The sequence below is a fragment of the Limosilactobacillus ingluviei DSM 15946 genome (assembly GCF_001435775.1).
GTDB lineage: Bacteria > Bacillota > Bacilli > Lactobacillales > Lactobacillaceae > Limosilactobacillus > Limosilactobacillus ingluviei.
In genome coordinates this window covers 1-23810 of record NZ_AZFK01000005.1, presented here as the reverse complement: position 1 = coordinate 23810, position 23810 = coordinate 1, and the positions used below count along the sequence as shown (strand labels likewise).

The window sequence follows — 23810 nt, the reverse complement described above, 5'->3', positions numbered from 1 at the left end:
AGGGATTAAGTGATGCCAGTTCTGTCATTCATAAGCGTCATATTTTGTGGTTTTAACGGGTCAGGGGTGGGCGAATGGAGGATTTTAATGGCAAGTATTATCTATTTCGACAACGGACAATCAATCCGTGTCGATAATGACATTGAAGAAGTTGCATCGAAATTAATTGAAGGCGGGTGGCTGCATATTGTCGCACGAAATAACATTTTTGAAGACAAACATCAAATGCTGGTGAATACAAAGGCGGTAACGCGGGTGGAGGTTTTTAATAATGACCCAGCCTGAGCATCAAGTGCAAAGCGCTATCCGCGTCGCCCTGTCAGCCAATCAATGCACAGTGTTCCGGGTTAACGCGGGCCAGGTCCGCTTACCGGATGGCCGGTTTTTCCAGACTGGCGTTCCCAAAGGCCACCCTGATTTGTATGGCTTCCGCTGGTCTGATCATCAGGTATTTTACATCGAGGTTAAGACCGAGACGGGCCGACCCCGCCCAGATCAGATTAAGTTCCACGATTTTCTCGCCCGGCGCGGGGTGATCCATGGGATTGCCCGGACCCCTGAGGACGCAATCAAAATTGTGGAGGAAGGATTGGTGGGATATGGATTTTAAGATAGCGGTAGAACACGAAGACAATAGCAACCCGATGTTTACGGTACCGCAGGATGTGAAACCGGAGGATATTGATGAAAACAAGTGAATTAATTAATAAGTTAAATGACGCTGGATTTATCTTTTATATGAACGACTACGATATGATTGTAATTTCTACTAAAAATATGAAATTCAATATTTGCATAGGCAAAGACTTTACTGAATTGGATGATGTGAAATTAAACCTTTCAGAGGTGAAACTAACGTTGCGCGAACTTGCTAAGCTTAGCCAGCTATTATTAACCTATGCTGAAACACCGTTAGACGAACGCGAAGATGAACCTAAGTACCGTGTTCCTCTACGCGGATTTAAATCTGACAACGGTCCACAATATCTGACTTGCGAAAATAACATTCATGGCCACGTTTTTGCCTGTGCGCCAAATCATAGTTTGAAACAAGAGTTTACTCGCTCAGAATTGGATCAATTATGCAACGACTTACGCTTTAAGGCAATCCCATGGTTTAGAGAGCTTATCCGTTCAAATGTTGAGGAGGTCAAGGATGATTAGTATGCTAGCTGCTCCATCCATTACGGTCATATTCAGAAATTCCCCTAAGCTACGTAAAGACTGGCATGCAGCTTTGAACGGATACAAGCGTATTAAGCCGATCAAGCGGACCAGGAAGCGGCAGATCGCAAGAGCACGTCACATGATGGCTGAGCATGATCACACTAGCTACGATCACAGTGGTGGCGAAAGAAAGCTAGAGAGCCGAAGAGGTGGAAGTAATGAAAACACAAGTAACTGAAACTCAATACATTTGTGATGTCTGTGGTACCGTAGCTAATGGCGATTTTTGGATAGATATGCACGTCAACGATGATTATATAGACAGCTATTATTGTCCAATTGATTTATGCAAAGAATGCATGAAGAATTATCAACACTTTCTTGAGGAACACCCTCAAGATATGATGCGTTTTGTGAATGCTCGTAGGGGTGAACCGCAATGTAGTGAGATTAACAAGAAAACTTTGATTAGAGAATTAAAACATGTATCGCAAGGGAAAACTGGAGGTAGATGAAATGCCAACTAAAGAAGAATTCAATAAAAAACTTGCTGAATTACGTAGGAAGCAGGCTGAACTAGACGAAGTTTATTATGACGAATCAGATCCGTGTGCATTTGATGGTGGGTGTATTATGGAGCTTCACCAATTAGCTGATGAGGCTTTAGCACTGGCTTCTGGGCAAATTCTTAATGAGGGTGATATTTAATGACGTTTGAAGAAGCGGTCAAACACGAAAATAATAACAAAACAGTTAATTATAACAATAGTAAATATTATGTGATCGGACATAATAAGTTAACCCAAACCGTAACTATTCGGGAATTAAGTGGTAATCTACTCTTTACAGTCCCGGTCGATGTCAAAGCGGAGGAATTATCATGAGTATCAAAATTAACGCCCAAACAGTTGTATTTAAGGGACAAGGCTTTATTCCTAGTCAAGGTTGCTGTGAATATTGTCGCTTTCCATTTAAGAAGTTGATGGTTACTAAAGTATCCCCAGACCAATCAGTTAAGACAGAAGTACCAATTAAGGTTGATAGTGAGGCATTTAATTATTGTCCGCATTGTGGACGGAATTTGCAGGGGTGAGGTAATGTTTCTTTTAATAGTAATAATGATGATTATTTTTATTGTTGGGTTCCTAATGGGTAAGAAAAATCCATAATAAAAAGGACCCACCGCACTTGATGTGTCCTTACTCAAAAATATTAACCTTAATTATTATAGCAGATAGCGGGGGTACATCATGCAAACAGATTTGAACTTAGATATAGATTGTTTGAAAACTGCACGGAAGGTTACTGAGTTTCTTGAAAAGAAGCTGGATCGCTATCTAGCTTTATCCGGGAAACAACGATTTGATTTGAAGTCACCTGGAATGGACGGAATGCCTAAAGCACCTAGTCATGGCAATGGAAGTGAAAGCCGAATGTTGAATATTTGGCTGGCAGAAGAAGTAGTCGATTGTGTGGGCTGTGCAATGCGGAATATGACGAAGGAATCGCAACGGATATTGTTAAGCCGTTATTCGGATCAGATGTTGACGTACAACATTGCCAGGGAATTAAGTATTAGTTCATCAACATACAGTCGAAAGCAAGAGAAAGCATTATGTGAGTTTGCTGATCGTTTTGAATTTCAATTAGTTAAGCATGGTATTCACACTGAAATAGATGACTTACATGTTTATCCAGATAAGGAATGATAAATTGATGGGCAATTGTTGAATGAGCAATCCTTGATAAAAATGTGATAATGATATTGTCGAATAATTCGATGTTCATACAATAATCTCCCAAAATTATTTGTCCGGGATGACGTTAAACTACACCTAATATTATTTCATTAAAGAGAGCAGCTAAGCTCTCTTTTTTGATAGAATGATAGTGAAATAATATTGGGAGATGAATTTTGTGGAAAACGAAAAATTAAAGGATAACGTAAAAGCTGTATCCGTAGGTAGTATAACTGAGGATGTAGAGTTGTTTAAAAAATCATTAAAAGAAAATAATTACAGCGTTTCTTTTTATTTTGAATATTCAAAAAATGGTATAAATAAGATTGAGAATTTTGCTTATGCAAATGCAACTTTAGATGAAGATACAAGTAAGTCGATGTTGCAACGCTTTATTTATACATTTAAGGAATCAAAGCTTAATAAAAAACAAATACAAAAATTTGATATTTTAAAAAATAATAAGGATACAATTTATTATTTAAATAAAAATGAACGCAATAATTCTAAGAGCTTAGTAGAAAAATTGGAAGACGATAATTTTGTGCCTAGTGAAGATCTGACAGTATTAGGAAATTTGGAAAATGTAAAAGGAGCTATTGCAAAGGTATGCATTGGTACCAATGACCCCTATTATTTATTTATAAAGGTTGATAATTTTAATGCTTTTAAGAAAAAGAGATTATCATCGGGCTTTATGGGAAATTTAACTAATGATGGTATTGAGAAATTAGATGATAACCATCTATATTTCGGTATTAAGAACAATATTAGTTTTTACTACTCTCAGGGTGTTTATATTATTAATACACACTCTGATTTTGAAAAAATGCTTTTTTTATCAAGTGAATATAATTCTATAGCAAAAGAAAATATAAAACATTTAAAAACAGATTTTCCTGATGTCTTTAAAAATATTGATAAAATAGATGAGGCGTTGAAAGGAAAAAGTTCAAGTATCTTTACAAGAATGTTGGCTCGCGTTTCTATAAGTTCGTTGAAAGAAAGATTTAAGGAAGAGAACATACAACAAACGTTTAACGATATTGATAAAGAAATCATAAATAATAAAAAGTTTCATGATAGTTTTAAAGGGTTAGAGATGGATAAAAAAGATTTGACAATTACTTATAGTGAGGAAGGGAAGTTTGGTTTTGCGGCATTGTTATCAGATAGACCTTCTAGGACTATTTTATTAAAAAGGGATTTTATGGAATGATAATAATTAATATTTTAATTCTTCTTCTTATTATTGTTGTTTGTTTTTGTTTAAATAAAATAAATTTGTTTTTTGTTTCATTTACACCATTATTTTTAATATTATTTATAGATGCACTTAATTCAAGTGATGAAAAACTTAATCTAAAAATTATATTTTCTAATTGGTTAACATTTACTCTTTTATTACTTATAATATCCCCACTTATTATATTTATAGTTAAGCTTGCTCATTACAAGAAAAAACAATTAAATAACAAGAAAATAACTAATCCAGAAAAAATAGGTGATGGAATTGTTAGTTATATAATGACATACATTGTTCCTTTATCTACATTAGGCGTTGGTCAAGGAAATAGTAAATATTTCGATAGTATTTTAATATTTATAATGATAATGATTTTGTATATACGTTATGACTTAGTATACTTTAATCCAATACTTGCACTATTTTTTAATGTGTATAAGGTTACACTAGATAAAAAAGATGCATATGTTATGACTAGGATGAGTTATGCGCAATTTAAAGATAAGATTTCAGGTAATAATGGAAATTCATTATATAAAATTAGCAATTCTTTGTATCTGCTTCGAAAATAACAAAGAAGTCAGCTAAATAGCTAACTTCTTATTTTAAGGAGGTGAGTAGTATTACTCAAAAATTAACACAGAAACAACAGCGATTTATCGATGAGTACATTATCTCGGGTAATGCTACTCAGGCGGCAATTAAAGCTGGATATTCTAAGAAGACAGCTAATCGAATAGCTACTGAAAACTTGTCAAAACCTGTCATTAAAGCTGCTATTGAAAAACGTAACGAAGAAATTCAGTCAGAGAAAACAGCTGATATGACCGAAGTGATGGAATATCTCACTTCGGTAATGCGTGGCGAGCAAACAGAATCTGTCGCTACTGCTAAGGGCGTTTATGATGATGTTGAAGTGTCAGCAAAAGATCGCATTAAAGCGGCGGAATTAATCGGTAAGCGTCACGGCGCATGGACTGATAAAAAAGTTATTTCTGGTGATGTTCAGATTGATGTGGGAATGGGGGAATATGATGACGAAGATTAATCTTAATTTTCCTAAGCCTGCTAATGTCTTCAATAAACAGATTTACGATAACCTTTTTGATTATTCTCACTTTATCGAAGTTTGGTACGGCGGAGCTTCTTCTGGTAAATCGCATGGTGTAGTACAGAAAGTCGTACTTAAATCATTGCGGCAATGGAAACATCCCCGCAAAGTGCTATGGCTGCGGAAAGTTGATCGAACAATTCAAGAATCTATCTTCGCTGACGTAATTGACTGTTTATCAAATTGGCAATTGTTACCGTTATGTAGAGTAAATAAATCAAACCGTACTGTTCATTTACCGAACGGTGCGGTTTTCCTGTTTAAGGGTATGGATGACCCAGAAAAGATTAAGTCCATTAAAGGATTATCCGATGTGGTGATGGAAGAAGCTTCCGAATTTACGCAAGATGATTTTACGCAACTCACTCTTCGTCTACGTGAACCTAAACATAAGAAACGCCAATTGTTCTGTATGTTTAATCCGGTTAGTAAGTTGAACTGGACCTACAAGCAATGGTTTGATCCCGCCGTTACTGTTGATACTTCACGGGTAGCAATTCATCAATCGACGTACAAGGACAACCACTTCTTGGATGCAGACAACATCAGGACGATTGAGAATCTGAAACGGACCAACCCCGCTTACTACAAGATCTACACTCTTGGTGAGTTTGCGACGCTGGATAAACTGGTCTTTCCAGACTTCAGCAAGCGACGGCTGAGTGTGGAGAAGTTATCAGACCTTCCTTCTTACTTTGGCATGGACTTTGGTTACACAAATGATGAGACAGCCTTCATGCACGTTAAGGTTGATCAGGATAATCATGTGCTCTATGTCATGGAGGAATACGCTAAGCACGGTATGCTGAACGATGATATTGCCCGGATGATCAAGCAGATGGGTTACTCCAAAGAAATCATCACGGCTGATGCAGCCGAACCGAAGTCGATTGCTGAGATCAAGCGTGACGGCATCACTAGAATTAGGCCAGCCAAGAAGGGTAAGGACAGTATCATTCAGGGGATCGCCTTCATGCAGCAATACCATCTGGTGGTTGATGATCGCTGTGTGAAGACGATCGAAGAACTTGAAAATTACACTTATAAGAAAGATAAGCAAAATGGCGAATACACCAATGAACCGGTCGATGCATATAACCACGAGATTGATGCTATTCGGTATGCACTAAATGAAATCAATGGTATGGGCACACCGAAAGCAACGATTCTTAAAAATATTTATATTTAGGAGGTGTTGGAATGGCTGAAACAGTTAATGGCAAAGGCCAGGTGCTGGATGGACATATTTTTGTTTATCCCAAAGATGAACCGGGTTTAGCGATGAATGATTTGGATGCATTTATTAGCCATAATAATCAATATACAAAAAACTATCGGGAGAACATGAAGTTGTACACCGGTGACCATGACATTCTGCATCAAGTACCGCGTCGGTTTGGCCCGGACAATCATCTGGTTGCTAACTTGCCACATTACATTGTGGATACTTATAACGGGTTCTTCACTGGGATCCCGCCTAAGATTACGCTAGATGATGATACTAGCAATGAAGAATTACAGAACTGGAATGATGCTAATTCGTTCCAAGACAAATTATCTGAGATCAGCAAGCAAACGGATATCTACGGACGTTCGTTTGCTTTTATTTATCAGGATGAGGACAGCAACACGAAAGTTGCGTACATGAACCCAACTGAAGGTTTCATGGTCTACGATGACACAGTTGCTCGTCAGCCTTACTGCTTTGTTCGTTACTGGAAAGACGTTAAGAGCGGTCAGCAAACCGGTGTGATCTATTATGCCGATCATTTTGATGCTTTTGCTGGTGGTAAGTTAATTGATGCATCACAACCTAACCCATATGGCATTGTGCCGGCGGTTGAATTCTATGGCAACGAAGAGCGCCAGGGTGTGTTTGATAACGTCAAAACATTGATTAACTCATTGGATAAGGTGCTGTCACAGAAGGCCAACCAAGTTGAATACTTCGACAATGCTTATCTGAAAGTATTGGGTATTGACCTAGATCATGATGGCGATGGTTTACCAGATGCTAACTTACTTGGCAATCAGATGATCTACAGTCCTGACGCTGATGCAACTAACGCCACTGTTGACTTCATCAGCAAGCCAGACGGCGACACGATGCAAGAACACATTATTGATCGGCTGGTTACACTGATTTACCAGGTGGCAATGGTGCCTAACCTCAACGATGAAGCTTTCAGTGGTAATTCATCTGGTGTTGCTCTTCAATATAAGCTGCTTTCCATGCGAAACATGGCAAGCAATAAGGAACGTAAATTCCGACAAGCATTGCGGCAGATGTATCAAATTGTATTCAGCACTGGAACAGTAGTTCATGACTCTGCTGCTTGGCAAGATCTTGACTTCCATTTCAAGCGTAATCTACCGGATAACTTAGCAGACGAAGCTCAAACAGCGTCAACCTTGAACGGTATTGTGTCTAAACAGACGCAGTTGTCCATCTTGTCTTGTGTTGATGATCCACAGGCCGAAATGGAACGGATCAAGGATGAACAAGCGGATAAAGTCAAACAGGCACTTCAAAACCAGGCTAGTGCAATGGACGCAGTAAAGGGTGAGAACAATGGCGAACAGGAACACGGCTTACTGGAAGAAAAGACGTCAGCAAGAGACAGCCTGGATGAAGCAGAATCTGGACAACGATCAGAAGTTTAATCAGCGGCTTGCTGAATATTATCAGCGGGCCATTGATGGAATTAACCGGACGATTGATGAGAACGCCACACTTATTGTTGATGAGAATGGTAATCACACTGGATATCAGCCGGTTACTGCTGGTCAGATGGCTGCTTATCAACGAGAAGCCAAGCATGTTGTTGAACAGGCTAATCAGATGCGGGCACAAGGCCAAACACCGACTTATGGCGACTGGTCTGATAACGTCAATCGAAGAATGCGAGTTTATAATGCTACAATGCGAATCAATCGTCTGGAGTTGCTTAAATCGCAGGTTGGTGTCCACTTGACAGAGGCAACTGCTGAAACCGACAAAGCTTTAACGGCCAAACTGTCTGATGATTACATTAAGGAATGCCAACGTCAGGCCGGTATTATGGAGGTTACTGCTCAACCATCAATGTGGGCAGGGCCTAAGATTGCTAAGATTGTAATGGCCCAGACTAATTCAGCTACCTTTTCAGATCGGTTGTGGGCCAATCAAGATGCATTGAAGGCCAAGCTGGATGTTGTTATTTCTGATGGTATTATTCAAGGCCAGAACCCACGTAAGATGGCTCGGCGGTTAAAATCAGAGGTCAAAGATACGGTAACCAATCAGCGCTATGTAACCGAACGAATTGCCCGGACTGAATCAGCACGGGTTCAATTCACCGCTCAAATGAACTCCATTAAGGCAAATGGCTATGAATATGTTCAGTGGTTTACTGAGATTAAGGCTTGTCCAGAGTGCCAAGCTATTGAGCGTAAGGACAACGGCTGGGGACCAGGAATTTACAAGATCAGTAAAGTTCCTGAAATTCCAGTGCATCCTAATTGTCGGTGCGCAATTTCGGAAACAACTGTGAATGCTTCAGATAGTGGTGCACTTTCAGGTGCATTAAATAACGAGAATGATCCATATATGGTTAAGCGGTCTAAGCATGCCAGACTGTATTATGAAGAACTACGAAATTCTAAACGGAACATTTTAATTCATAATATGATGGCGAACAGTGGGTTAACAGAAGCTGTTGTATCAACAGCGTTGCAGCATATTCTTGATTCAAAGTATAATTTACAGAATGGCACTGATAGGTCACTACAACATTTTTACCCTGATTATGATATGGCGCAAAGCCTACAGCGTCTTAATGAAGGCAATGCTTTTGATTATGATATAATTATGTTGGAACACGAAAGTTTGGAAGCACACTATATGGATGATGAAGGGCTTGATTATGAGGAAGCCCATGACAAAACTAATCAAACATATAACTATGGTGAGGCTTTGGTGAAAGCCAAGAAAAAGAAAAGGAGGCGGAAATAATGGGCTTCTTAGTCGTTGACATTGTACATGATGATCAAGATTCATATACCTTTAAGTTGCATTCAGATATAGAAAATGGCACAGCCACTTTGAGTAAGAAAGATCATAATCTAGTAGTAAATGGTTTTGAGGATACTTTGAAGTACATTTTTTCGCTTGCTTATCTGAAGAAAACTTTGATTAGTCTTACTAATTTGAAAACCAGTCAAACTCATTTCTGCTTTGGAAATGGCTAGATAACGAGCTTAATTCTCGGAGGTAATTATGAGTAATAATGACTTCTTTACGGTAGCGTATAAAATACTAAGCTACCTTAAGTACTGTTATGAGAATGGAATTAAACCTGATCCAAATATTCTTAATGCTGATACATTCAATATCAGCAAAGCTCAGTTTGCAAACACGCTGAAAATGTTAAGCGAACATGGTTATATTTCAGGAGTAAAATTTACGCCAACCAAAATTGAAGGCATTATTATTGGTGGCCTTTATAATGTTTCAATAACTATTGAAGGCTTACAATATTTAGCAGAAAATTCTATGATGAAAAAAGCATATCGTATTTTTAAGGAAGTCAGAGATTGGCTTCCGGGCTTCTAAGCATTCACACTAATCTGTGAGTGCTTTTTATTTTACGGGGGATAGCTTACCGGCTGGCTATCCCTTTTCTTATGTCCGTTCCCGTGAGCTGTGGACGTTAAATAAGGCCCGAGAATGACTCCCAAGTCAATAAATGCGTGCATAGGAGGTTTACTTATGGCAGAAAACGAAGAACAAGCGCAACAAAACACTGGCATTCAACTGCAGGACGATCCGCAAAAGGGCCAGGATCCAGCCCCAAAGGATCAGCCTAAGGAAGAGGACAGTGCAGTTGACCGTTTAACGGCTAAATTTGAGAAGCGAATTGATAAGATCACTGCTTCAAAGAATGACTACAAGCAGAAATTGGATGAAGCTAATCAACAGCTAGAAGACTTGAAGTCTGGCAAGATGTCGGTCAAAGAATTGCTGAAGGAACAGAAAACCACAAAACAAGATGATGAAAAGGATCAACAGATCGCTGACTTGAAAGCTCAATTACAACGTGAGAAGGACTTGCAGTCCACGCGTGAAGCATTCCGGGAAGATGGTCTGGATGTTCCTAATGAAGTACTAGCGATGGTGGTTTCGACTGACCAACAGCAAACGGTTGACAATATCAGTGCTATTACAGATTTCGTCAATTCCATTCGTGACACTGCTAAGAAGGAAGCCTTACGTGGAACAACCCCACGAAGTAATGGCAAGACTGCTAATGGAATGAGCAAGGCGGACATTAGGAAGATCAAGGATCCGCTTAAACGGGTCAAAGCTATCACAGACAATATGTCGATTTATGAATAGGAGGACTTTTAAATGGCTGAAACTAATTTAACGACAAGTGCAGATTTGGTTGCACAGTCTATCGATTTTACCGAACAGTTTACTCAAGGCATTCAAACTTTACTGAATGCACTTGGTGTGGTACGAATGCATCCGATGACTGCTGGATCACAAATTAAAATCTACAAGTCTGAAGTGACTAAGGTTGATGGTGCAGTAGGTGAAGGTGAAGTTATCCCACTGAGTAAGGTAACTCGTAAGCTGGCTGATACTCTTACTCTGGCTTTTAAGAAGTATCGTAAGCAGACATCAATTGAAGCTATTCAATCTGCTGGTGGTGTAACTCCGGCTATTGTTGATACTGATAACAAGTTGCTTCGTGAAGTTCAAAAGGACGTTAAGAAGGATCTATTTGATTACATTACTAAGGCTAATGCAAGCAAAACCACTGCTTCTGGTGCTGACTTCCAGAAGGCTATGGCCGCAGCACTTGGTCAACTTGCCATAAAGTGGGAAGACTACGACACCCAAACTGTTGCTTTTGCTAATCCACTGGACTTGTATGATTGGTTAGGGAATCAGAAGATTGATGTACAGAACACTTTCGGCCTGCAGTATATTCAAAACTTCCTTGGCTTTAACACCATCATTCTGACTAGCGCTGTAAAGCAAGGCACAATTGCTGCTACTGTAGCTGATAATATTAATTACTTCTATGCCCCGATTTCTTCGGTTGGCCAGCTGTTCAACATGACTTCTGATGAAACTGGTTTGATCGGTGTAACTCATGATTCTGTTAATAACAATCTGACTTACGAAACTGTTGTAACAATGGCTAGTGTTCTGACGACTGAACGCCTTGATGGTATTGTTCTGTCAACTATCAGTGCACCGACTGATGCTGGTAAGTAGGTGATGAATCGTGGGTGAGCAAGCCGAGACAACAGATGTACTTGAGAATTTGAAGACAATGCTTGGCCTAAAAAATAATGACCAGGATGACTTGCTCAACCTGATCATTACAAATACAGACCATGCTCTGTGCTTTAAGCTGGAAAGTAAGACAGTGCCTCCGGAGCTGGACTATATCGAGTTAGAAGTCAGTGTCCGTCGGTTTAACCGGATCAAGAACGAAGGGATGACTGCTTATAGTCAGGAAGGTGAGTCAATCACTTTCAAAGCTTCTGACTTTGATGATTTCTTAGACGATATTAACCTTTGGAAACGGCGTAATCAAAAAGACGTGCAGACCTTAGGCAAAGTTCAGTTCATTAACCCGTATCGAGGTGATACTAATGCGAATGGACAGCAAGATTAGTTTCTATTCTGATTCTAAGCGCCGCTACAACCCGCACACTTCGAAGTATGAGGGTGGTACTGAATTGGTGGCCACACGGTATGGAAACGTGACTGATGTTGGTACTAACCGGTCTGTTGAGCTGTTCGGCAAGTATGACCAGCGAGCTAAGACAATTCGTTTTAGCGAACCAGTAACGGTCAGTTGGTCGTATTTAACCATTGATGATAGTCCGGTAAAGTACCGTCTGAATACTGAAAGGCGTCCGCTGAAGGGCGTCTCTTTGATTGTGGGGGAAGGATAATGCAGATTAAACTTCAAGGAGCCAAAGAACTCCAGGCTAAGCTGAGTAAACGCCCACAGTTGCTGGCCTCAAAGGTACGGCCAATTGTAAAAAACAATGCGGCGCAGTTGAAAGCTAAAACGGTTGCCAATATGGAGGCGGCATATACGGCTGGCTATTCGAAGGGTACAACGGCTCGAAGCATTACTAATGAACTGAGTCAAGCCGGCATGACTGCTACTATTGCTCCTCATACAGAATATTTTTCTTACTTGGAGTTTGGAACACGTTTCATGTCGGCACGGCCAACCTTGCATCCAGCTTTTGCTTATCAGTCAGTGAAATTCATTAACCAATTAAAGGCGGTGATGAAATGAACCCATCACAAGAGTTGTTTGATCAGCTTATGATTGAATGTGAGAATCTAGGTTACACAGTTTATGACCATCTGCCACTGGAAAGTGAAAATGCTAAGTATCCCTTCATTGCGATGGGGATGACCCAGCTTTTACCAGTAACTTATAAGGATGCATTGGGTGGTCGAATCAGTCAAACCTTAGACGTGTGGGGAGACGCTGAAAACCGCCCACTGGTTACGAAAGTAATTAATCAACTATCACTACTGGGGGCTGGGGCAATTAGAACAAAGCATTTTCACTTTGTTGGTCGTCCAGCTGCTCAGGATCAACAAATTTTAACGGATACGAGTGTTCCTGATACTGTCTTATATCATGGTGTCATTACACTCGTTTTTAATTTGAACTAGGAGGAATAAAAATATGGCACAAGATATTCCTGCATTGCAGGGTATTGACGTGGTTTTGTATGCACGGAAGCTTTCCGCTGCTAAGACTGAACCAGGTCATTTAGTCCCTTATCAAACTTCGCTGTCATTTGATCCACAACGTGACAGTGACAACACAGTAACGAAGTCTGGATCAGTAGCAACGACTTCCTCACTGGAAACGGACTTGGAAGTGGAGTTCGTCAACAACTGGAGTGAGATTGCGGATCAACTTTACGATTCGCTTTTCGATCAGGAAGAAATGGAGTTCTGGATCATTTATCGGAAGCGCAAGAATACGGCGGGAAAATACTTTGCCTTTTACATGCGGCGAAAGGTCACCGAAGATTCAAACGATAACGACCCGGACGACGTATCTTCTCGGGACACCACAATCACGGTTGATTATGGGCCAGTTCGGGGCTGGACGGAATTAAGTAATGAACAAGAATCCCAACTAGCCTATATTTTCCGGGGCGTTGGGGTAATTGAAGGAGCTGCCAAGGACGACGGGACTGATGGCAATGGTCAAGCTTGGAGCAATACCGACAATGGGGTCGGGATTGAAGCAACTGATGCGCCATCAGATAAAACAGGAGGGCAAAAATAATGGAAGTTAAGTTAAATGGCAAGGCGTTGCAGCTGAACTTTGGGGTACGCTTCGTACGGGAACTAGATAAAATTGCCGGAATGGAACTCACGGTGAAGGGCGTCAAGCAAAACTTTGGAATGGGATTGGCTAGGACGGTTCCAAGTTTGAAATCATACGACGCAGCCGTTTTGTCGGACGTGATTTATGCTGCGGCGTGGGATAACAAGTCACGGCCATCGCGAAGTGAAATTGATGCTTTGATTGATAACCCCAAAACTGACATTGAAGGCTTGTTTGACACGGTACTGAACGAAATGGCGGAAGCAAATGCTGTTAAGGTGGCGGTAAAAAACCTCAAAGCCTAGATGAGCCAGCGCCGAGTTCTGCCGAACAGTATCGGGAAATTAAACTCACGGCGCTAGCTTATCTGGGAATGAATGACATGAGAGAGATTGACCGCATGACGTGGAGTGAGTATCACTTGCGGCTGGAAGCTTACCAGTTGCGCCAATTAGAGCGACAAACGGATTTAGCAACCCAAGCGTGGATGAATCAGACCGTTCAAGCCACAACCGGGAAGAAGAATCCGAAACCGAAGTACCGCAAATTTAAGAAGTTTTTCGACCGCGAAGCTTACGAACATCAAATCAGGCAGCGCTTCGGTGATGACTACTTGGGGGCTACGTCGAGCAGACGCCAAGCCAGTCAAATCTTCATGCAACGTTTCAAGGAGTTTAAACGTCTACAAAAACTAGGCCGAATTGACATGACCGCATGGCGAAGGGAGGCGGATTAAATGGCCGAAAGTATGAGTATTGAAGCAGTTTTGTCCGCTGTGGATCGGAATTTCACCAAAACGATGGAAGAAGCTGTTAATTCGTTAAGTGATGTCATCAGTCGGACCAATAGCACAGCCCGGAGTTCGGGCGCGGCCATGGGTTCAATTAAAAATCTAGCCGGTGCCATGGGGCTACTTGCTGTGGGGGCGAAAGCGTTTGGAATGGTAAAAGATTCCGTTGGTGCAGCCATTAATCGGATTGATACGTTGAACAACGCCAACCGGACCTTTAGCAACATGGACTTTTCAGCCAAGCAAACCGCTAGCGCCATGACGGGCTTGAAGAAGTCGATTAATGGTTTGCCGACGTCGCTTGACGGTGCGGTTAAGGGCGTTCAAATGATCGCGGCTTCGACGGGTAACTTGGGGAAGTCACAGAAGGTTTTTAGCGCCTTAAATGACGGCATTATCGGCTTTGGTGGTTCGACAGCGGACGTTGACAATGCCGTTGTCCAGCTTTCCCAAGCCTTTGCGAACGGCAAGATCGATGCCCAAACTTGGAACTCGATGATGCAGTCCAACATGGGGCCAGCGTTGAACGCAATCGCAAAGAAGATGGGTGTGACCACTGCTGAGTTAAAAGACGGTCTATCGTCAGGCAAGATTTCGGTGAAGGACTTCCAAGATGCCTTAATTGACCTAGATAAGAACGGTGGCGGTGGCTTAAAGTCACTTCACAAGATTGCATTGGATTCCACCGCCGGGATCGGGACATCAATTCAAAATATGAAGACGGCCATCACGCGGGGAACTGCGGAAGCGATCAAAGCCTTTGACCAGTTTGTTAAGAGCGTTACTGGGTCAAGCATTGCAGAAATCATCGCTAATTTTGGGACGATGATGGAAAATGGCTTAAAGTCAATTGGTCCCGCCTTGCAAAGCGTCGCTCCGGCCTTTAAGGTGCTTGCTGATTTGATCAAAGGTGCGTTTAGCAACGATATTTTCAAAGGGGCTGCAGTTGGGGTGTTAGGTTTTATCGGCGCTTTTGCTGGGATTCAAAAAGTAACACCAATGCTATCGGCGCTAAAACGTAGTCTTACGGTATTGAAAGTTGCTTCGTCAGTCGCTAAAGATATGAATTTGCTGAAGTTTGCGTTATCAAACATGAGTGCCGAATCAAAGCTTGCGGCTGGCGCAATGAAAATCCTTAATTGGGTTATGAGCCTCAACCCGTGGGTGGTTGCGGCCGCAGCGATCGTCGCCGTTGTTGGGGCCTTAGTCTTTTTCTTTGCCAAAACTAAGACTGGCCAAAAACTCTGGAAGGGTTTTGTTTCATGGCTTAGTGGAGCTTGGCAAAATCTAGTGGGAATTGCTAGTAGTGTTTGGGGTGCAATCGGTAACGCCATAAACGCGGTCGTCGATTTCATTAAACCAATTTGGCAATCACTGGTGACCTTTTTTAGTGGCATTTGGACGTCAATTATGGCCGTAGCTGCGCCTATTTGGCAAGGTTTGGTTAGTGTTGTTCAAGCCGTTGTTAATCTAATCGTTACGATCTGGCAAGGCTTAGTGACAATTTTAGCTCCTGTAATAGCTGGAGTTGTTGCTGTCGTTGGTAGTGTTTTAATTACCATCGTCGGAGTATTTACAACTGTTTGGAACATGCTTATTCCAATTATTCAAATCGTTTGGCAATTAGTAATTGCAGTAATTACGACAGCGATTTCTATGATTGGAACAGTAATTTCCACAGGAATTTCAGTAATCGTTACTATTTGGACAACCATTTGGAACATATTGGTCACTGTTGTTAGCACGGTATGGAGCGTTATTGGAACGGTTGTTACTGCTGGACTACGGGTGATTGTTGATATTGTTACAGCGATTACCGACATCTTACAAGGCAATTGGTCAGGAGCTTGGAATGCAATTCAAAATATTGTGTCAACCGTCCTTGGAGCAATTGGAAGTATTGTATCAACAATTTTAAGCGGTATTGTTAGCGTGTTTAGTTCTATTATGAATGGCTTAAAAGGTGTTGTTAGTTCGGTATGGAATGGAATTAAAGGCCTGTTTAGTGCTGGGGTTAACTACATTAAGTCAGTGGTCAAAATTGACCTTGGTGCTGCTGGTCGGGCCATCATGAACTCGTTTTTGAAGGGTTTGAAATCAGTTTGGGAAAGCGTCAAGAATTTCATTAGCGGGATTGGCAAATGGATTAAAGACCATAAGGGGCCAATCAGCTATGACCGGAAGTTGCTAATTCCGGCTGGTCAAGCGATTATGGGTGGCTTGAATGCCGGCTTAATTAATGGATTCAGTGAAGTTCAATCAAACGTTAGTGACATGGCGGGGCATATTAGCGACTTAGTTTCAAGTACCCAAGCTGACTACTTGGCTGGCTTTAGTAGGTTCAACGGTGCGTTAGCTACTAATTTTGCTGGTAGTTTAGCCGTAAAGGATAGTGCCTTACAAGTCGAAAATAACCGCTTACTCCGACAAATTGCTGCCAAGGATACAACAATGGTTCTTGATGATGGCACGTTGGTTGGTTACACTGCCGCTCAGTATGATCAACGGTTAGGGCAAAATACAGCATTGAAAGACAGGTGGAGTCGATGAGATTTTTCAGTAATGATTATGTGTTTCGCGGGTTAGGACCAACGAATGCAAAACCTAAATATCTGGATAATTTGGAATATATTGACTTTGCCGGTTTTAATTCTGCTGATTCTGATTGGTGGTTAACTGAGAGAACGGCAACTACACCTGAGGAACAGGAGATAACAGAAAGCGTCCCTTACATGCAAGGAGAATATGATTTCTCTATGTATGATCAGGAACGCTTTTTTAAGATCCGTGAGTTGACTTATAAGTTCATGTACTTTGGCAAGATTTACCAGGAACGGAAAGCTTATGAGGAAGAGCTTAAGCGGCAGCTATTGCCACATGGTTATAGTAAGCTGATTGATTCTCATGATCCGGTGTACTACTGGTCTGCCAAGTGTACCAGTGTTGAAGTCGAAGATGACCAGGACAAGGGAACAATGACAGCAACGATTACTTTCAAGGCATATCCATTCGCCTATACGAACCACAATGAAGGCACTGATTATTGGGATGACGTTGCTTTTGATCATTGGATCTGGCAACCAGTAAAGTTCACCGTCAATGGTGATCAAGATATCAATGTTAGGAATATTGGCTCACGGCCGGTAGAATGCTCATTCCAGCTTTCCGGATTCGTGACGTTGAAGAACGATTCAATCGGTGAAGTTGGTTTAACTCAGGATAATTACAAGACAACCACAATCGTACTGGAGATGGGTGACAACAAGATTCATCTGTCTGGGAATGGAACAATTGAATTTCAGTTTAAGCGGGAGGAGATGATCTAGTGTATCGAATTATTGGTTACAATGAGCCAACCGACAAGGCAGGTTTTATTGTTTTGGACCCACGAGTCAATCGGTATGTTAGCTCAGGCAAACTCACGCTTAAAGAGTCTGACATCGATGATTTAACTCTTACTGTTAATCAGGCGAGTCCATTGTGGGATAATGTGCGTCCTTACCACACTCATGTTAACGTCTACGATGACAATGAGCTTATTTTTCGAGGACGGGCAATCAAGCCGAAAAAGTCAATGGAAGAGAGTGGCCAATTTACCCGTGAGTATATCTTCGAGGACATTGAGGCGTACTTGATGGATAGCACTCAACGCTTCTATGAAGGTGTTGGTCAAACGCCAAAGGAATTCCTGGAGACACTGATTGGTGTTCACAATTCACAAGTACCGGAATACAAGCAATTCCAAGTTCGAAATGTGAACGTCACTAATAACAAGGATAACCAGTATCGCCAAATTGACTACCCTAAAACTAGCGAAGCAATTAATGACAAGCTGGTTAAATCATTGGGCGGATATATCGTCACGACTTACAACCCTAATGGCCCAAACTACCTTGATTATCTGACTGATATTGGGGTGGACCATAAGGATGACACGCCAATCCAGTTAGCCAAGAATATGAAGTCGGCAAGTATGCAGATTGATCCGACAAAGGTGATTACTAGGGTAATACCTTTGGGGAAGACTCTAGATCCAGAAAAAGTTGAAGTATCCGGTGATAGCGATGGTAGTTTTGGCGATGGAGCCAAAGAACCAGTAAACGGCGATTGGACTCCCGTCATACAGTATGCAGCCAAGTTGGTTGGTGAACACCTATCTGATGTCGATATTACTAGCTTGAAGAACCGAATTCGGATTGAATCTACTGGAGACGAAAATGCTGTTAACAACTGGGATAGCAATGCTCAGGCCGGTACTCCGTCTAAAGGATTAATGCAGTTTGTTGAACGGACTTTCAGGTACTATGCACGGGAACCATTCACTACTTGGGTTGGTCAAGGCTCGGGCTTGTGTCAGCTAGTTGCGACCATGAACATTCCTAACTGGCGACAACAGATTGCCGGTTCTGGTGGGTGGTCACCTCATGGGGCGCCAATTAGCAAGGAACCGATAAAGGTGGTTGATACTGGCTCGTGGGGATGGCCATTTCCTAACATCGGAGAAGGTAATTTCTCTGCTGCTCAACGTTTTGGCCATACAGGATGGTTTGGACGTGGTGGCACCGATTTTCATGATGGTCTTGATTTTGGTTCAGTCGATCATCCTGGTCGTGATGTTCACTGTATTCATAGTGGGACAGTCATTATTAAGTCATACATGGCTGGCCTTGGGAATTACGTTGTTACTCATTCGTCTGATAGCTTTAATATCGTTTATCAGGAAGCGTTCAGTTCTCCTGGCAATATTATTGTTAACGTTGGTCAGAAGATAAAAACCGGCGATGTAATTGGTTACCGTGATACAGATCATGTGCATATCGGTATAACAAAAATGGACTTTTATCAAGCGGTCAGGAATTCTTATTCAGAAGCTGGTGGCTGGCTTGACCCGCAAAAGCTAATTAAGGAAGGTGGAGATGGCTCAAAACCACAGTCTGGCACGCAAACCGTTGATAATAGTAATGCTCCGCGTCCTAAATTAACCATTACCAGTGTAAACGATGGCAAGGACTACATTGATATTCCAGACTTGCAACAAGAGTTTGGAATTATTGAAGGTAAAGTGGAATTCGATGGTGTTGACGATCCTAATATCTTGTTGCAACAAGCGAGAGCGTGGATTGATGCTCAACGTATTCCAGAGAGTTGGGAAGTGTCGGCTTTGGAACTGCATATGGCTAACTTTAAGTCATTTAAGGTTGCGGATCGATATATGTTTATCAATCCGAATGTAGCTAAGACACAACTATTACGGATAACTCAAAAAGCAATCGACCTGTTAAAGCCACATGCATCAACACTAACAATTGGCGATAAAGCGTTAGGTATAACCGACTACCAACTGGAAAACTCCCGCAATCAGCAGGAGTTTTTAAATTTTAAAGTAAATGTTGATAATCGCTTTGCACGGCTTGGCAATACAACAAGTCAGTCTAGCGGTCAGGTAACTGATAACGCTAATTCAAAGGATGTTGCTCAGTTGCAATTTGATATGAAACAACTTCATAGAGTGGTTGATGATGATCTGCCGACTAAATATGTGTCAATGGAGTCATTTAACGAACTAAAGAAACAGGTCGAAAAACTAACAGCAGGAGGCGATGAGAATGGCAAGTGAAACTTATGACTATGAGCCTTTTTCGGAAACCGACCATAGCATGAAGGAGATTGCTGATGCTATCCGTCACAAAGGTTATGGTAAGGATGTGCGTGAAGCTATTGCGCAAGGGATGGAATTATATGATCGAACGTCTGGTGAATTGTTTAAGCGCATGAAGAAAGTTGAAGAAAAAACAGATCAAGAAATTGAAATAAGAAAAAAAGATAACGATAAGCTAACCACTCGCCTCGACAACCTAGATAAACAGAAAGCAACCCACGATGAAGTGAAAGCTGCTAAAGGCGAGTGGAAGACAAAAATTGAACATGTTGCACTGGGAACAGACTACGCGACAGTTGAAAAGGCTGTTGAACAAATTCTACAAGAGAAAGGACTGATTTAATGTCACAAACGTTGACCTATACGATTGGGAAAGACCGCCGAAGTCTAGTTAAAGATATTCAGGACTTCAAAATTGACTTTGATGGCAGCAATACCAACTGGGTTCAAGCACGGCAATACGAACGAAGCATGCGGCAAGTCTTTGTCAATATCAAGAACGAAGACGGGACACCCCTAGACTTAACCGGCTGCAACGTCTGGTTTGAAGGTTTACTTCCGAAGAATTCCGCCGGCGACTTCCGGATAATTGATGATAAAGGCTACGTTGCCCTTGACCCAACTGCCGGACGTTTCCGTTTCGACATGCCCGGCCATGCCTTTACAGTCGCTGGTTCTTACCGCCAAGCCTTTTTCCGTATTGTCAAGGATGGCAACTCAGTAACGACGCTGGAGTTTGATCTGGACGTTCTGGCCGACAAGGTGATCTCGGGTCTGGTGCCACGCGACTACATTACGCCGTTTGAGGACTTGTATGACCAGCTTCAACAAATCGTTAACAACGCTGACGGTAAGCTCCAAGACAAGCTGAACGAGTGGAACAAGAAGCTTCAAGATCTGTTTGACTCCCTCAATAAGATGGGGATCAGCACACAGACCATGCTTCAAACGCTCCAGAACCGGATCACCGATCTAGAAGTTAAGATTAAACAGGACGGGCTGTTTACGCAGGCTGAAGCTGCTACGTTTGAAAATAAAATTCAAGATGCAGTTACTAAATTTCTTAGTTCTTATGGGCTCAATGTCAAGGATTTAGGCGCAACTGGTGACGGTAATACTGATGACACTAAAGCTTTCCAAGATGCGCTAAGCCAGGCAGGAAGTGGCGCAATCAAACGTGTCATTATTCCTGAAGGCAGTTATGTGATTACCAGTGAACTTACTATTCCAAACAAGGTAGACTTAGTTGGGATTGATAATAGGTCAAACACAACCTTACTAACCAAAGGAATCGCTTACCTATTTGAAGTTGGCTCAAATTCACTAATCAGTAATTTCAGTATTGACGCGATTAACAACGGGAAAGACATTATACTGATTAAATTAGGCGGTGTTGGTCGTGGTGTTGGCGGCTCAACCATTAAGAATCTGCATCTGCATGGCTCTAATGGAATCAAAACTTATGGAATTGTCACAGCGGCTAGTGGTGACAACGCAAACATCTATAATCTTAGTATCAGCAATGTCGAAGCCGAAATTGTCTATGATGGTATCAAATTTGTCTCTAATCAGAAAGTGTGGATCAATGGCAATTCAGTACGTGATGTGACAGTAACTGGCTTCGCACATTCAGCCTTGTACTTGACTTCTAGTCAGACGGGCTCGCTGGAAATTGCACAGAATCTTTTCACCAACATTCAATTTGAGGCAATTCCGGAAGCTGAAGGCAAAACTTATGATCCTAATGACATCATTGGGATTCGTGTCGAATTTGGGGATCGAAACAAGTTCACTATGCTTCATGGCTGGGACGATGATGGCAAAGGAGCTTGCGGATTATCAGTTATGCCAAATGCCAACACGACTAATTTGAACAACTTCCGCGATAATGTGTTCGACGGTTATGTTGAAGGAAGCATTGTCACAAATTGGTATACGGCACATTACAATGATTTATCTGGATTAAATGTTTGCCAAACTAACGGTAGTAAATTAAAGGGATACAACCAACTAAACTATGGGAACATCAGCTCGGTCAGGAATTTAATCAGCGATGATCTAATCTCTTACAAAGTGTTCGGCTATGATGTTCCAATTTTTACTTCAAAAAATGTTTCTTTGTATTCTAGCTACGATAACTATGGAGCGTTTCTGCAAGCTAACTCAAACAGTGGCGAGATGTACATCACACTCTCTGGTAATGATCATGGATTAATCTCCTCAATGGCAAAGATAACAGTTGGTTGCGATGTAAGTTTTGATCCCCCTGAAAACTATAATAACGTTGATCTCAATGCAGGCTTTGCCAACTTTAAGATCAACGCTGGTAGCACTATTGCTAGGGTAAACTCAACAGCTTATCAACGCGAATTTGCGGTAGATCGATCTTACTGGAACGTAAGAGTTATCGCTAATATAACTGTCGGTGATGTGAGTGCTTATGATGTCCACGCACTGACATTAGCTTGGGATGGCTTAACTGAAGGGCACATTAAAGTCAGACGCTTCTTCGTAGTGCCTAATGAAATTAATGCAACGCAACAAGTTGATAAAGGACGTGCAGCTCATCCTTGGACAGTACAGAAGGCACCAGGAAAAATTACGAAATTTGCAGATATGTTTCTCCGCGTTATGCCCGAAGAACTAGTCGACAACCCATTAAACTTTGATCCCAACCTTCTGGACAAAAAAGTAGCATCATCGGGCACACAATTTCTGAGCTATCCAATCTGGTATTAGGAAGGAGGCCATTTCATGCAATAATGGTACTTATACGATACTGAACAAAACAATCTGTTCAAAAATGTTATCTATGCAGATAACCAACCGGAATGCTCTACAAGCATTCCACCCTATACAACAAGTTTTAATGGGGCCACCTATCCAATCTCAAACTCACACTTTAATTTAGAAAAGCAGGAGTGGGAAGGGGACAATATGCAACTGTCTCAATTGACTCTACTAGCATCACTAACTAAACAGGTAATGAGCTTGCAATTAGCTAATCAGAAACAATGAAAAATAAGGGAGATAATGCCAATGCTTGACCTATTTAAGCTCTGGTTCGAGCTAAAACTATTTACGGTTCAGGATGAGCGTAATGCTGTCCTTACCGGCTTGATTACTCAAGATGATTTTAAAACGATTACTGGCCTAGATTATAGTCAATCAGCTACACAGGCTGCTCAACCAGTATCATAGAAAAATAAATAGTCGCCAAAGAAATACACAGTACACAAAAGCCTCACTCAATCGAGCGGGGCTTATTTATGGGCGGCTTTAAGAAAGAGGGTGGCAACAGGCAATGCACATCTTTACAATTCATTCATTCCTTAGTCTTAGCTGGGCTGAGTGGGGATCAATTCTAGTGATTGGGACGGCGGTATTTGGCGGGGCACATAAATTAATTAGTAATTTAATTGATAAAGTTCTTAACCCAATCAATCAAAATCTTAAAAAGCTCAATAAAAATATTGAAGATTGGAACGAATGGCATAAACACGCTAATAAACGCTTTGAAGATGGAGATAAGCACTTTATCCATCACGATGAGCAGTTACAAGATCACGAACGAAGAATTACAAATTTGGAGGAGAAAACAAATGAATATCGTTAACGTAATTCCATCATATTTAATCACGGTTACCGCTTCGGTAGCCTTTTTTATTGCCTGAGAGTTTACAATTCAAGTGCAACACAATTTAAAAAAATAACCCATAACGGGGT

The 23810-nt window shown here is 41.4% G+C and carries 32 protein-coding genes; all 32 read left to right on the top strand.

Features of this window, described 5'->3' with window-relative positions; all coding sequences use genetic code 11:
- Nucleotides 1-87: 87 nt before the first annotated feature.
- The 32 genes from FC43_RS00970 to FC43_RS00820 all read left to right on the top strand — a co-directional run bounded on the left by FC43_RS00970 (nucleotide 88) and on the right by FC43_RS00820 (nucleotide 23700).
- Nucleotides 88-285, top strand: a complete 198-nt coding sequence (locus FC43_RS00970; RefSeq protein ID WP_056953417.1) for a hypothetical protein — start codon at nucleotides 88-90, stop codon at nucleotides 283-285.
- Complete coding sequence (locus FC43_RS00965; RefSeq protein ID WP_056953415.1) at nucleotides 272-610, top strand: VRR-NUC domain-containing protein; 339 nt, start codon at nucleotides 272-274, stop codon at nucleotides 608-610. The genes FC43_RS00970 and FC43_RS00965 overlap by 14 nt, the downstream gene beginning before the upstream one ends.
- Nucleotides 611-684: 74 nt before the next feature.
- Nucleotides 685-1164 (top strand): hypothetical protein, encoded by a 480-nt coding sequence (locus tag FC43_RS00960; protein ID WP_056953413.1) that lies wholly within the window; start codon nucleotides 685-687, stop codon nucleotides 1162-1164.
- Nucleotides 1165-1385: 221 nt separating this feature from the next.
- Nucleotides 1386-1682, top strand: a complete 297-nt coding sequence (locus FC43_RS00950; RefSeq protein WP_056953411.1) for a hypothetical protein — start codon at nucleotides 1386-1388, stop codon at nucleotides 1680-1682.
- 1 nt (nucleotide 1683) lies between these two features.
- The gene (locus FC43_RS00945; RefSeq protein ID WP_019251679.1) at nucleotides 1684-1875 is read left to right on the top strand and encodes a hypothetical protein; all 192 of its coding nucleotides are present in this window, start codon (nucleotides 1684-1686) and stop codon (nucleotides 1873-1875) included.
- Complete coding sequence (locus tag FC43_RS10970) at nucleotides 1875-2051, top strand: hypothetical protein (RefSeq protein WP_156648216.1); 177 nt, start codon at nucleotides 1875-1877, stop codon at nucleotides 2049-2051. The genes FC43_RS00945 and FC43_RS10970 overlap by 1 nt, the downstream gene beginning before the upstream one ends.
- Nucleotides 2048-2260 (top strand): hypothetical protein, encoded by a 213-nt coding sequence (locus tag FC43_RS00940; protein ID WP_056953409.1) that lies wholly within the window; start codon nucleotides 2048-2050, stop codon nucleotides 2258-2260. Before FC43_RS10970 ends, FC43_RS00940 begins: the two co-directional genes overlap by 4 nt.
- 157 nt (nucleotides 2261-2417) lie before the next feature.
- On the top strand, nucleotides 2418-2876 hold the full coding sequence (locus FC43_RS00935) for an ArpU family phage packaging/lysis transcriptional regulator (protein WP_056953408.1): 459 nt from the start codon (nucleotides 2418-2420) through the stop codon (nucleotides 2874-2876).
- 208 nt (nucleotides 2877-3084) lie between these two features.
- Nucleotides 3085-4125, top strand: a complete 1041-nt coding sequence (locus tag FC43_RS00930; protein ID WP_156648215.1) for a hypothetical protein — start codon at nucleotides 3085-3087, stop codon at nucleotides 4123-4125.
- The gene (locus tag FC43_RS00925; protein ID WP_056953404.1) at nucleotides 4122-4724 is read left to right on the top strand and encodes a hypothetical protein; all 603 of its coding nucleotides are present in this window, start codon (nucleotides 4122-4124) and stop codon (nucleotides 4722-4724) included. Before FC43_RS00930 ends, FC43_RS00925 begins: the two co-directional genes overlap by 4 nt.
- Nucleotides 4725-4765: 41 nt before the next feature.
- On the top strand, nucleotides 4766-5200 hold the full coding sequence (locus FC43_RS00920; protein WP_056953402.1) for a terminase small subunit: 435 nt from the start codon (nucleotides 4766-4768) through the stop codon (nucleotides 5198-5200).
- Nucleotides 5187-6452 carry a PBSX family phage terminase large subunit gene (locus FC43_RS00915; RefSeq protein ID WP_056953399.1) on the top strand — a complete coding sequence of 422 codons (1266 nt, stop codon included), beginning with the start codon at nucleotides 5187-5189 and terminating at the stop codon, nucleotides 6450-6452. The genes FC43_RS00920 and FC43_RS00915 overlap by 14 nt, the downstream gene beginning before the upstream one ends.
- 11 nt (nucleotides 6453-6463) lie before the next feature.
- Nucleotides 6464-7927 carry a phage portal protein gene (locus FC43_RS00910; protein WP_056953397.1) on the top strand — a complete coding sequence of 488 codons (1464 nt, stop codon included), beginning with the start codon at nucleotides 6464-6466 and terminating at the stop codon, nucleotides 7925-7927.
- The gene (locus FC43_RS00905) at nucleotides 7893-9257 is read left to right on the top strand and encodes a minor capsid protein (protein WP_162258973.1); all 1365 of its coding nucleotides are present in this window, start codon (nucleotides 7893-7895) and stop codon (nucleotides 9255-9257) included. The genes FC43_RS00910 and FC43_RS00905 overlap by 35 nt, the downstream gene beginning before the upstream one ends.
- On the top strand, nucleotides 9257-9493 hold the full coding sequence (locus FC43_RS00900; protein WP_056953392.1) for a hypothetical protein: 237 nt from the start codon (nucleotides 9257-9259) through the stop codon (nucleotides 9491-9493). The genes FC43_RS00905 and FC43_RS00900 overlap by 1 nt, the downstream gene beginning before the upstream one ends.
- A 28-nt stretch (nucleotides 9494-9521) precedes the next feature.
- A complete protein-coding gene (locus tag FC43_RS00895) occupies nucleotides 9522-9857 on the top strand; it encodes a YjcQ family protein (RefSeq protein ID WP_056953391.1) in 336 nt (111 codons plus the stop codon).
- A gap of 156 nt (nucleotides 9858-10013) precedes the next feature.
- Complete coding sequence (locus FC43_RS00890) at nucleotides 10014-10640, top strand: capsid assembly scaffolding protein Gp46 family protein (protein WP_056953389.1); 627 nt, start codon at nucleotides 10014-10016, stop codon at nucleotides 10638-10640.
- A gap of 12 nt (nucleotides 10641-10652) precedes the next feature.
- On the top strand, nucleotides 10653-11531 hold the full coding sequence (locus FC43_RS00885) for a hypothetical protein (RefSeq protein ID WP_056953387.1): 879 nt from the start codon (nucleotides 10653-10655) through the stop codon (nucleotides 11529-11531).
- A 10-nt stretch (nucleotides 11532-11541) separates the two neighbouring features.
- Nucleotides 11542-11937, top strand: coding sequence for a phage head-tail connector protein (locus FC43_RS00880; protein WP_268872331.1), 396 nt, complete (start codon nucleotides 11542-11544; stop codon nucleotides 11935-11937).
- The gene (locus tag FC43_RS00875) at nucleotides 11915-12220 is read left to right on the top strand and encodes a hypothetical protein (protein ID WP_056953385.1); all 306 of its coding nucleotides are present in this window, start codon (nucleotides 11915-11917) and stop codon (nucleotides 12218-12220) included. Before FC43_RS00880 ends, FC43_RS00875 begins: the two co-directional genes overlap by 23 nt.
- A complete protein-coding gene (locus FC43_RS00870) occupies nucleotides 12220-12576 on the top strand; it encodes an HK97-gp10 family putative phage morphogenesis protein (protein ID WP_056953383.1) in 357 nt (118 codons plus the stop codon). The genes FC43_RS00875 and FC43_RS00870 overlap by 1 nt, the downstream gene beginning before the upstream one ends.
- Nucleotides 12573-12965: a gp17 family tail completion protein gene (locus tag FC43_RS00865; RefSeq protein ID WP_056953381.1), complete on the top strand. Its 393-nt coding sequence runs from the start codon at nucleotides 12573-12575 to the stop codon at nucleotides 12963-12965. The genes FC43_RS00870 and FC43_RS00865 overlap by 4 nt, the downstream gene beginning before the upstream one ends.
- Nucleotides 12966-12978: 13 nt before the next feature.
- Complete coding sequence (locus tag FC43_RS00860) at nucleotides 12979-13593, top strand: phage tail protein (protein ID WP_056953379.1); 615 nt, start codon at nucleotides 12979-12981, stop codon at nucleotides 13591-13593.
- The gene (locus tag FC43_RS00855; RefSeq protein ID WP_056953376.1) at nucleotides 13593-13940 is read left to right on the top strand and encodes a tail assembly chaperone; all 348 of its coding nucleotides are present in this window, start codon (nucleotides 13593-13595) and stop codon (nucleotides 13938-13940) included. The genes FC43_RS00860 and FC43_RS00855 overlap by 1 nt, the downstream gene beginning before the upstream one ends.
- Nucleotides 13941-14017: 77 nt before the next feature.
- Nucleotides 14018-14371, top strand: a complete 354-nt coding sequence (locus FC43_RS00850) for a hypothetical protein (RefSeq protein WP_235807563.1) — start codon at nucleotides 14018-14020, stop codon at nucleotides 14369-14371.
- A 138-nt stretch (nucleotides 14372-14509) separates the two neighbouring features.
- Nucleotides 14510-16975, top strand: coding sequence for a tape measure protein (locus tag FC43_RS00845; protein ID WP_202812965.1), 2466 nt, complete (start codon nucleotides 14510-14512; stop codon nucleotides 16973-16975).
- A complete protein-coding gene (locus FC43_RS00840; RefSeq protein WP_056953370.1) occupies nucleotides 16972-17751 on the top strand; it encodes a phage tail family protein in 780 nt (259 codons plus the stop codon). The genes FC43_RS00845 and FC43_RS00840 overlap by 4 nt, the downstream gene beginning before the upstream one ends.
- Entirely contained in the window at nucleotides 17751-20042 is a 2292-nt protein-coding gene (locus tag FC43_RS00835) for a phage tail protein (protein WP_056953368.1), read from the top strand. Before FC43_RS00840 ends, FC43_RS00835 begins: the two co-directional genes overlap by 1 nt.
- Nucleotides 20032-20427: a hypothetical protein gene (locus tag FC43_RS00830; RefSeq protein ID WP_056953365.1), complete on the top strand. Its 396-nt coding sequence runs from the start codon at nucleotides 20032-20034 to the stop codon at nucleotides 20425-20427. Before FC43_RS00835 ends, FC43_RS00830 begins: the two co-directional genes overlap by 11 nt.
- Nucleotides 20427-22823 (top strand): BppU family phage baseplate upper protein, encoded by a 2397-nt coding sequence (locus FC43_RS10710; RefSeq protein ID WP_082611420.1) that lies wholly within the window; start codon nucleotides 20427-20429, stop codon nucleotides 22821-22823. The genes FC43_RS00830 and FC43_RS10710 overlap by 1 nt, the downstream gene beginning before the upstream one ends.
- Before the next feature lie 300 nt (nucleotides 22824-23123).
- Nucleotides 23124-23285 carry an XkdX family protein gene (locus FC43_RS10705; protein ID WP_082611419.1) on the top strand — a complete coding sequence of 54 codons (162 nt, stop codon included), beginning with the start codon at nucleotides 23124-23126 and terminating at the stop codon, nucleotides 23283-23285.
- Nucleotides 23286-23388: 103 nt separating this feature from the next.
- Nucleotides 23389-23700, top strand: a complete 312-nt coding sequence (locus FC43_RS00820) for a hypothetical protein (protein WP_056953363.1) — start codon at nucleotides 23389-23391, stop codon at nucleotides 23698-23700.
- Nucleotides 23701-23810: the final 110 nt, after the last annotated feature.